Source organism: Amaricoccus sp. (assembly GCF_036846665.1).
Lineage (GTDB): Bacteria > Pseudomonadota > Alphaproteobacteria > Rhodobacterales > Rhodobacteraceae > Amaricoccus.
In genome coordinates, this window is sequence record NZ_DAIUBO010000143.1 from 1 (window position 1) to 9,973 (window position 9,973).

7 protein-coding genes are annotated in these 9,973 nt (G+C 72.2%); 5 read left to right on the forward strand and 2 right to left on the reverse strand.

Features of this window, described 5'->3' with window-relative positions; translation table 11 throughout:
• The first annotated feature begins 193 nt into the window (after positions 1-193).
• Positions 194-1,216, forward strand: coding sequence for a hypothetical protein (locus tag V7050_RS13715; RefSeq protein ID WP_324367673.1), 1,023 nt, complete (start codon positions 194-196; stop codon positions 1,214-1,216).
• A 162-nt stretch (positions 1,217-1,378) separates the two neighbouring features.
• On the opposite strand, the gene V7050_RS13720 is transcribed toward V7050_RS13715, so the two are convergent.
• On the reverse strand, positions 1,379-2,674 hold the full coding sequence (locus tag V7050_RS13720) for a cobyrinate a,c-diamide synthase (protein WP_324374599.1): 1,296 nt from the start codon (positions 2,672-2,674) through the stop codon (positions 1,379-1,381).
• 2 nt (positions 2,675-2,676) lie between these two features.
• The gene (cobA, locus tag V7050_RS13725; RefSeq protein WP_324370769.1) at positions 2,677-3,534 is read right to left on the reverse strand and encodes a uroporphyrinogen-III C-methyltransferase; all 858 of its coding nucleotides are present in this window, start codon (positions 3,532-3,534) and stop codon (positions 2,677-2,679) included.
• 98 nt (positions 3,535-3,632) lie between these two features.
• Between cobA and V7050_RS13730 the strand changes: the two genes are divergently transcribed.
• The 4 genes from V7050_RS13730 to cobN all read left to right on the forward strand — a co-directional run.
• A complete protein-coding gene (locus V7050_RS13730) occupies positions 3,633-4,724 on the forward strand; it encodes a cobalt-precorrin-5B (C(1))-methyltransferase (protein WP_324374589.1) in 1,092 nt (363 codons plus the stop codon).
• On the forward strand, positions 4,721-5,491 hold the full coding sequence (locus tag V7050_RS13735) for a cobalt-precorrin-6A reductase (RefSeq protein WP_324369335.1): 771 nt from the start codon (positions 4,721-4,723) through the stop codon (positions 5,489-5,491). Before V7050_RS13730 ends, V7050_RS13735 begins: the two co-directional genes overlap by 4 nt.
• 118 nt (positions 5,492-5,609) lie before the next feature.
• Positions 5,610-6,686 (forward strand): cobalamin biosynthesis protein CobW, encoded by a 1,077-nt coding sequence (gene cobW / locus V7050_RS13740; protein ID WP_324369333.1) that lies wholly within the window; start codon positions 5,610-5,612, stop codon positions 6,684-6,686.
• A 1-nt stretch (position 6,687) separates the two neighbouring features.
• Positions 6,688-9,973: cobaltochelatase subunit CobN (gene cobN / locus V7050_RS13745; protein WP_324410680.1), on the forward strand; the 3,286-nt coding region annotated here is incomplete at its 3' end.

The window sequence follows — 9,973 nt, forward strand, 5'->3', positions numbered from 1 at the left end:
AGGGCAGCGCCCGCCTGGGGGCGGGGCGGGCGCTGCCCGGCGGTGCCCGCCGGGCCAATTGGTGACGCAGGCCTGTCCGGAACTCGGGCGGACGGAGTGACGTAGCCGGATGCAATTCCCCCGGATCGAGCCCCCGACCCCCTCCACGAACCGTGAAAACCGGCCGCATCTGCGCTATACTCGAGCCGCAGCCATGGTCGACACCGCCATCGTCACCGCCCTGATCGGCTCCGGCGCCAGCCTGGCGCTCGCCGGCTTCGGCGCTTGGCGCGCCGTGCGGCTCGAACGCATTCAGGCCGCCGACCAGCGCGAGATGCAGGCGCTGCGCGACGAGATCGACACCCGCAAGGGGCTGCGCGATTCCCGGCGGGAATACGAATTCGACGCGCGACGGCGGCTCTACGAGGAACTCGAGCCCGTCCTCTTCCAGTCGCAGGACGCCGCCCGGCAGCTCTTCGACCGCGTCGCCAACATGGCCCGGGTGACGCGGGACGGCCGCCTCGGCGCGCATCCCGGGGCATGGCTGGCGCGCGGCTCGACCGGCTATTACCGGCACTCGACCCTCTACCGGCTCATGCGCCTCTGGGCGCTGCACCAGATCGCGCTCCGGCGGCTGACCCAGGTCGACCAGCGGCTCGACAGCGGCATCGCCCGCCGCGTCCAGGTGCAATCGGTGCTCTACGAACTCCTGTCGGACCATTTCCGCCTCGCCCGCGCCGGAAAGCCGGTCCGCTACGAGCCCTACGAGCCCGGGGGAGGGTTGCAGGGCATCTTCCTCGGCACCCTCGACAATGCCGGGGCCTTCCTGATCGACCGCCCCGACGGCGGGCCGGAAGGCATCCTCGACTTCGGCGCATTCGAGGACAGGCTGAAGGCGGGCGAGGATTCCCGGATCGCGAGCGTCGGAAACCTCTCCGCCTGCTTCGACGGTTTCCACCCCGCCACCCATCCGGTGCTGTGGCGCGCCCTCGTCGCCAGCGCCTGCCTCGGCTGGGTCCTGACCCGCCAGGCCGAGGGCGACGGGACCGGGGCGGAGGCGACCGACCCCGAACGGCTGGTGCAGGCCTTCTTCGCCGACCCCCGCGCGGGCAGCAAGTTCGACTGGCGCGGCGGCACCGACGACGACCTGCGATCCGAGGACACGCCCGAAGACACCCTGCGCGCCGCCCAGGCCCATCTCCTCGACCGGTTCCGGAGCAGGGATTTGCTGGATTAGGTACGGGCTTCCAACAGGTCACCCATTCCGTCTTGCCCGGAAAAGCAGCGGTTCCGACCTTGCGGGCGCACCCCGCACTGCCGACGCAGTCGCTGCCGTCGGCTCGCTGCGGGACGGTCAAACTGGGAATATCGAAGGCCTCATGCGATCGCGCCGCGCGGTCTATTCCCGGGGTTCCATCGGGCCGATGACATGGGCGAAGGAGCCCGCCACGCGGCCGCACGCGAGGCCCATCGCGGGCAAGGCCTCGCCGGCGGCATCGGTCGCGTCGAAGACGCGGTCGGCCGTTCCCTCTTGCCGGATCGTCGCATAGTGGAACTCGTGCCCGGCCAGCGGCATCTGCCAGGGGCAGGTGGCGCGCGGCGCGAGACGGCGGTATCCGAGCGTCAGGCGGCGCTCGGCGAAGGAGGTGACGAGCGGCAGCATGCCGAGCATCCGGTGCGACCGGCCCTCTGCATCGACCAGGGCCTCGCCGAGCGCCATGTAGCCGCCGCATTCGCCCCAGATCACCGCGCCCCGCGCAACCGCCGCCTCCATGGCATGCCGGAACATCTCCGAGGCCGCGAGCCGGCCGGCATGGAGTTCGGGGTAGCCGCCGGGCAGGAAGACCGCATCGGCCTCCGCCGGGGGGCCGTGATCATCGAGGGGTGCGAAGGGCAGGATCTCCGCGCCCCTCGCCCGCCAGTCCGCGAGAAGATGGGGATAGGTGAAGACGAAGGCCGCGTCCTCGGCAAGGGCGATCCGCTGGCCGGGCGGCGGCAGGCGCGCGCCGGTGCCGCCCGCGAGCGCGAGCGGCAGGGCGCTCGCGCACACCGCCTCCAGATCGACGTGCGCGGCCACGATCTCGGCGGCGCGGGACACGACCGCTTCGGCATCCGCGACCTCGGCGGGAAGGACCAGTCCCAGATGCCGCGACGGCAGATGCAGACCCGTCGAGCGCGGCACCGCTCCGAACACAGTCACGCCGCGTGACGCGAGCGCCGAACGCGCGATGGCCTCGTGGCGCGGCGACGCCACCCGGTTCAGGATCGCGCCGGCGAGCGGCACGTCCGGGCGCAGCGCGCGCAGGCCGGCCGGGGCTAGGGCCGCGGATTGCCCCTGGCCGGACACGTCGAGCACCAGAAGCAGCGGCGCGCCGAGGGCGGCCGCCACATCCGCCGCCGACCCGCTTCCGTCCGCGGCGGCATCGAGCGCGCCCATCGCCCCCTCGACGATCAGGAGCGGCGCGCCCTGCTGCGCCGCGAGCGCGCGCAGGCGGGTCGGGGACATCGCCCATCCGTCCAGGTTCAGGGACGGCCGCCCCGCCGCCAGCCGGTGGAACTGCGGATCGATGTAATCGGGGCCGGCCTTGGCCGCCGCCACGACCCGGCCGCGGGACCCGAGCGCACGCAGGAGGCCGAGCGTGAGCACGGTCTTGCCCGCGCCCGATGCCGGTGCCGCGACGACCAGCGCGCGCATCGTCACGGCTGGTCCGCGACGCCCCGCTCGCCGAGAGGATCGAGCGACCGCGGCGGGATCCCGGCGCCCTGCCCGACCCAGTCGATGGCCTGACGCAGGAGAACGTTGCGTCCGATGCAGACGATGGAGGGCGACCCGACCCCCTCCGCCGCGGCCGTGGCGGCGGCAGCGGCGAGCGTCGTCTCGAAGACCCGCATATCCGGCAGGGTGGCATTCATCACGATGGCCACCGGCTCGTCCGGCGCGCGGCCCGCCGCGACCAGAACCTCGGCGATCTGCGCGAGATGCTTCACCGCCATGTAGAGCACGATCACCGGCGAGCCTCTGGCGATGGCGTCCCAGTCGACGGCGCCGGGCGCGGAGCCCGACTGGTCGTGGCCGGTCAGAAAGGTCACCGCCTGATTGACGTCGCGATGGGTCAGCGGGATGCCGGCATAGGCGAGGCCGCCGATCCCCGCGGTGATCCCCGGCGTCACCCGGATCGCGATGCCGGCTCGCACAAGCGCCAGCGCCTCCTCGCCGCCTCGCCCGAAGACGAAGGGATCGCCCCCCTTCAGCCGCAGGACCCGCTGGCCCGACCGCGCCAACTCGATCAGGCGGAAGGAAATGTCGCGCTGCTTCGGCGAGGGCTTGCCGCCGCGCTTGCCCGCGAATTCGATGCGCGACTCCGGTCGGCGCCAGGCGAGGATGCGCTCGTCGACGAGCGCGTCGTAGACGATCGTATCGGCCGCGCGGATGGCCGCGAGACCCTGCAGGGTCATCAGTCCGGGCTCGCCGGGCCCGGCGCCGACCAGCCAGACCATGCCGGGCGGGAAATCGGGGCTCGGCAGGTCCGGGAATGCATCGCGAGGCAGTACCATGGCATTTGCTTACAGCCGCGCGTCCGCCTTGGCGAGTACCCGAAGCAGGGCCTGCGATCCCCCTGTTGCATCGCCGCAAGGCGGGATAGATTCCGGTGATGGACCAGGGCGCACCGCCGGCAAAGCTCCGCACCGGATTCACCACCGGCGCCTGCGCCACGGCAGCCGCCGTCGCTGCCGGAGGTGCATTGCTGACGGGGCGCTGGACGGATCCGGTGCAGATCCGGCTGCCGCGCGGCGCCGAGGCATCCTTCGCCCTCGCGACCTTCCGCACCGGCGAGGGCTGGGCCGAGGCCGCGGTGATCAAGGACGCCGGCGACGACCCAGACGTCACCCATGGCGCGACGGTCGTCGCGCGCGTGGAGCACGGCGCGCCCGGCTCCGGCGTCACCTTCCGGGCGGGACCGGGCGTCGGCATCGTGACCCGGCCCGGCCTGCCGATCCCGCCCGGCGAGCCTGCGATCAATCCCGTGCCGCGGCGCATGATGGCGGAGGCCCTGACCACGCTCGCGGAAGCCTGCGGGACGGCGGCGGATTTCGAGGTCCGGGTCTCGATCCCCGGCGGCGAGGCGCTGGCGCTCAGGACCTGGAACCCGCGGCTCGGGATCGAGGGCGGCCTGTCGATCCTCGGCACGACGGGCATCGTGCGGCCCTTCTCCTGCGCCGCCTGGATCGCCTCGATCCATCGCGGCATCGACGTGGCGCGGGCATGCGGCCTCGTCCATGCCGTGGGCAGCACCGGCGCCACCTCCGAGCGGGCGGCGCAGCGGCATTTTGGGCTTCCCGACCACGCGATGCTCGACATGGGCGACTTCGCGGGCGGGATGCTGAAATACCTGCGCCGGCATCCGATTCCGCGCGTCACCATCGCCGGCGGCTTCGGAAAGCTCACCAAGCTCGCCCAGGGCGCGCTCGACCTCCATTCCTCCCGCTCGCAGGTCGACCTTACGCGACTCGCCCGGCGCGCGGGCGACCTGATCCCCGTGCAGGAGCGCGGCACGGTCTGGAACTCCGCCCTGCAGCTGCTCGAGGTCGCCGGCCCGGAGCTTGCCCAGCGTATCGCCGGGGACGCGCTCGTGACGGCGCGCGCGCTGCTCGGCGCGGCGCCGATCGAGCTCGATGCCATGGTGGTGGACCGCGGCGGGCGCATCCTCGCGATCGCCGACCGGGACGGCAGCCGCCGGCCATGAACGGCCGGCGTCGCGTGCTCGTGCTCGGCGGCACGGGAGAGTCCCGCAGCCTCTGCGCCGCCCTCGCGCGAATGCCGGGCATCGCCGCCGCCGCCTCGCTCGCCGGCGCGACCGCGACGCCGGCACGCTACGACGTCCCGACCAGGAGCGGCGGCTTCGGCGGCGTCGAGGGGCTAGCGCGATACCTTGGCGACGAACGGATCGACGCCCTCGTCGATGCGACGCATCCCTTTGCCGGGCGCATCGCGAGGAATGCGGCCGAAGCCGCGCGGCGCATGGGGGTCCGGCATCTCAAGCTCCTCCGTCCCGCCTGGCGGCCGGGCCCGGGCGAGCGCTGGCGGGAGGTGCCGGATTTCCCATCGGCCGCGCTTGCGCTCCCCCCCGGCGCCAGGGTCTTTCTCGCGACCGGCCCGGGCTCCGCTCCGCATTTTCGCGACCTCGCCCGCACCGGCTTCGTTCTCCGGGTCATCGACCCGCAGGGAGGCCGCGGCTGCCCGGAGGCATGGACGATCCTCACCGCCCGCCCGCCTTTCACCGTCGAATCGGAAAGGGCCACCTTCGCCGCACAGCGCATCACCCACCTCGTGACCCGGAACGCAGGCGGCGGCGAAGGCCGGGCGAAGCTCGATGCCGCAGCGGCGCTGGGACTGGAGGTCGTGATGATCGCCCGCCCCGCCACTCCCCCGGGGATCGCCACCGTCGCCACGGTGGCCGAAGCCCTCGACTGGCTGCGCGATACCGGACCCCGTGGCTTGAACCCCGCTTGACACCTCTCCGGGGGTTTGAGCATATCGCCCGGGCGCACGGCGCGGGCGGGGTGCCGTTGCCGGATGCCGCGAGGCGGGCGCCCGCCCCGACGCTTCACCTCCCCGAGGAACGGAACCGATGGCCAAGAAGATCCCCGCAACCGTCGTCACCGGCTTTCTCGGTGCGGGAAAGACCACGCTGATCCGGCATCTGCTCGAAAACGCGAACGGCCGCCGGATCGCGCTCATCATCAACGAATTCGGCGACCTCGGCGTGGATGGAGAAATCCTCAAGGGCTGCGGCATCGCGGGCTGCGGCGACGACGATGTCATCGAGCTGTCCAACGGCTGCATCTGCTGCACCGTGGCGGAGGATTTCGTGCCGGCGATCCAGAAACTGATCGACCGCGCCGAGCCGCCCGACCATGTGGTCATCGAGACCTCCGGCCTCGCCCTGCCGCAACCGCTGGTGCGCGCCTTCAACTGGCCCGACATCCGCACGCGCGTCACCGTCGATGGTGTCGTGACCATCGTCGATGGCCCGGCGCTCGCCGCCGGGCGCTTCGCCGCCGACGAGGCGGCGGTCGATCTCCAGCGCGCCGCCGACGACAATCTCGACCACGAGACCCCGCTCTCCGAGCTCTTCGAGGATCAGCTCGCCTGCGCCGATCTCGTGGTCGTCAACAAGACCGACCTGCTCGGCGCCGCGACCGGTGCGACCGTCGAGGGGATCCGCGCCCAGGTTCGCCCCGGCGTCTCCGTCCTCGAGGCGAGCCGGGGCGCGATCGACCCCCTCGCGCTGCTCGGGCTTTCCATCGGTGCCGAGGACGACCTCGAGGTCCGGCGCGAAATCCACCATCACCACGACCTCGACCACGACCACGATGACGATGACGATGACGATCCGGAGGGGCACGGGCACGACGAATTCGAGAGCCACGTGCTCGATCTGCCCGAGATCGATGCCCCGGACGCGCTGCTTGCGGCCATCCGATCCGCGGTGGAGCGCCACGACATCCTGCGGGTCAAGGGGTTCGCCGCGGTTCGCGGAAAGCCGCTGCGACTGGTGATCCAGGGCGTCGGGCCCCGGATCGAGACCTACTACGACCGCGCCCATGCCGCGGGGGAACCGCGCGCGACCCGGCTCGTGGTGATCGGCCAGAGCGGGCTGGACGCGGCAGCCATCGGAGACGCGCTGGCCGACGCGGCACGGTGACATGCATCTGCTGGCGGCGAGCCCCGGCGCGATCTCCGACGGAAGCGAGCCGGTCGACCCGGACCAGACACCGGCCGATGTGGTCTTCATCTCCGCGGCGGATTCCGAACTCGCCCAGTTCGCCGCCGCGCGGGCGGCCATGGGATCCGCGGCACCGGACCTCAGACTCGCGCATCTCGCCTGGCTCGCGCATCCCTATTCGGTCGATCTCTATCTCGACAAGACCGCGCGGCGATCCCGGCTCGTGATCGTCCGCCTGCTCGGCGGCGCGGCCTATTGGCGCTACGGGATCGAGCAATTCTCCATCCGTCTCGCCGAAGCCGGCGTCCCGCTCGCGATCCTGCCGGGCGACGACCGGCCGGATGCCGAACTGCGCGCCGCCTCGAGTGTCGGCGATGCGGATTGGGAGGAGCTTCTCGCCTGCTGCGTCGAGGGCGGGCCGGAGAATGCCGCGACCTTCCTGCATCTCGCGAACCACATGCTCGGCCGGGGCCCCCGCCCGCCGGCGGCGCGGCCGCTGCTGCGGGCCGGCTATTACTGGCCGGGTGCCGCGATGGCCGATGCGGAAACCCTCGCCGGGAACTGGCGGCCGGAGGCCCCGGTGGTGGCCCTGGTCTTCTACCGGGCGCTCCTGCAGGGCGCGGGCCTGCAGCCCGTGGACCGCATGATCGCGGCGCTGCAGGCGCGGGGCCTGAACCCGCTGCCGGTCTACGTGGCTTCGCTCAAGGACAGCGTTTCCGCCGCCACGCTCGGCCATATCTTCGATCGGACGCCACCCGATCTCGTGCTGAACGCGACGAGCTTCGCGGTCTCCTCTCCCGATGCCGCTGCCTGGGGAGGCGAGAGGGCGCCGACGGTTCTCGACGTCGGCGGCCGGCCGGTGATCCAGATCGTGCTCGCGACCGGCACCGAGGCCGATTGGGTCGAGGGCGAGCGCGGCCTCGCGCCGCGCGACATCGCCATGAACGTGGCGCTTCCGGAGGTCGACGGCCGGATCCTCTCCCGCGCCGTGAGCTTCAAGGGCGAGGCCTGGCGCGACGAGGCCACCCAATGCACGATCGCGGCCTATCGCGCCCGCGACGACCGCATCGCCTTCGCCGCCGATCTCGCCGCGGCCTGGGTCACGCTGGGGCGCGCCCGGCCCGCCGACCGGCGCGTCGCGCTGGTGCTGGCGAATTATCCCAACAAGGACGGGCGTCTCGCCAATGGCGTCGGGCTCGACACGCCGGCGTCGACGGTGGCGGTCCTCGACGCGCTCCGGGCCGCCGGCTACCATGTGGAGGATGCGCCGCGGGACGCCGCGGCGCTGATGGAGGCGATCCTCGCGGGGCCGACCAACTGGCTGACCGACCGCGCCGATCGCAGCGGCGGCGAGCGGCTTTCACTCGACAGCTATGCTATCTTTTTCAACGCCTTGCCGCCACGGGTTCGCGAGGCGGTCGAGGATCGCTGGGGGCCGCCCTCGGCGGACCCGTTCTTCGTCGACGGCGCATTCGCCCTGTCGATCCTGCGCTATGGCAACGTCGCGGTCGGGGTGCAGCCGGCGCGTGGCTACAACATCGACCCCGAAGCGACCTATCACGCGCCGGATCTGGTTCCGCCGCACAATTATTTCGCGTTCTATGCCTGGCTCAGGGCGAGTTTCGCGACGAATGCCGTCGTCCACCTGGGAAAGCACGGCAATCTCGAATGGCTGCCGGGCAAGGCCGTCGCGCTGTCCTCCGAATGCTTCCCCGAGGCGGTTCTCGGGCCGATGCCGCATCTCTATCCCTTCATCGTCAACGATCCCGGCGAGGGCACCCAGGCCAAGCGACGCGCCCAGGCGGTGATCCTCGACCATCTCACCCCGCCCATGACCCGCGCCGAGAGCTATGGCCCGCTGCGCGACCTCGAGGCGCTGGTGGACGAGTATTACCAGGCGGCCGGGGTGGACCCGCGCCGGATCGCGCATCTGCGGGGCGAGATCCTCACGCTGATGTCCGCGACCGGCCTCGACCTCGATGCCGGGGTCACCGATGCGGGCGACGACGACCACCGCTTCAAGAAGCTCGACGCCTATCTCTGCGAACTCAAGGAAAGCCAGATCCGCGACGGCCTCCACGTCTTCGGCCGGAGCCCCGAAGGCATCCAGGAACGCGACCTCGCGATCGCGCTGCTGCGGGTGCCGCGCGGCGACGGCAAGGCCGCCGATGCCTCCCTCATTCGCGCCATCGCCGCCGATCTCGGCGTGAGCGCGGGCGGCTTCGACCCGCTCGACTGCGATCTCGGCGCGCCCTGGACCGGGCCACGCCCCGCGACCCTGGAAACCGCGAGCGATGAGCTTTGGCGCACCGCCGGCGACACGGTCGAGCGCCTTGAAGCGCTCGCAGCGCAACTCGTCGACCGGCCGGAGCGGCTGAGCGAGCGGATGCAGCAGACCGGCGCGGTGATCGGGACGCTTCAGGCGACGGTCCTGCCCGCCCTGCGCGCCTGCGGCCGGCGCGAGATCGCCGCGATGCTCGACGGGCTCGATGGCCGATTCATCGCGCCCGGACCTTCCGGCGCGCCCACCCGCGGACGGCTCGACGTCCTGCCCACGGGGCGCAACTTCTTCTCCGTCGACAGCCGCGCGATCCCGACCCGCGCGGCCTGGGCCCTGGGCTGGAAGTCGGCCTGCCGGCTCGTCGAGCGCCATGCCCAGGAACAGGGCGACTGGCCCAGGGTCATGGCGATCACCGCCTGGGGCACCGCCAACATGCGCACCGGGGGCGACGACATCGCCCAGGCGCTGGCGCTCATGGGTGCGCGGCCGCTCTGGGACGCGATGAGCGGCCGCGTCACCGGCTTCAAGATCCTGCCCGCAGGCACCCTCGGGCGCCCGCGCGTGGACGTGACGCTGCGGGTCTCGGGCTTCTTCCGCGATGCCTTCCCCGCCCAGATGGATCTCGTCGCCAGCGCGGCGCGCGCGATCATGGACCTCGACGAGCCGGCCGACATCAATCCGGCGGCGGCGCGCTATCGCGTCGAGGCGGCGCGGGAGGGTGCGGAGCGCGCCGGATGGCGGGTCTTCGGCTCCAGGCCGGGCGCCTATGGCGCGGGCCTCCAGGCGATGATCGACGAGCGGCTCTGGAACGACCGCGCCGATCTCGGGCGGGCCTATCTCGAGTGGAGCGGCTATGCCTATGGCGCGGGCACCGATGGCGCCGAGGCTCGCGGGGCCCTGTCCGACCGGCTCGCGCGGGTACAGGCGGTCGTGCAGAACCAGGACAACCGCGAGCACGACTTGCTCGATTCCGACGATTACTACC

Bases quoted from the DNA above. Each gene is read 5' to 3' on its own strand.
- V7050_RS13715 (WP_324367673.1), top strand. From the start codon at position 194: ATGGTCGACACCGCCATCGTCACCGCCCTGATCGGCTCCGGCGCCAGC.
- V7050_RS13720 (WP_324374599.1), bottom strand. From the start codon at position 2,674: ATGCGCGCGCTGGTCGTCGCGGCACCGGCATCGGGCGCGGGCAAGACC.
- cobA (WP_324370769.1), bottom strand. From the start codon at position 3,534: ATGGTACTGCCTCGCGATGCATTCCCGGACCTGCCGAGCCCCGATTTC.
- V7050_RS13730 (WP_324374589.1), top strand. From the start codon at position 3,633: ATGGACCAGGGCGCACCGCCGGCAAAGCTCCGCACCGGATTCACCACC.
- V7050_RS13735 (WP_324369335.1), top strand. From the start codon at position 4,721: ATGAACGGCCGGCGTCGCGTGCTCGTGCTCGGCGGCACGGGAGAGTCC.
- cobW (WP_324369333.1), top strand. From the start codon at position 5,610: ATGGCCAAGAAGATCCCCGCAACCGTCGTCACCGGCTTTCTCGGTGCG.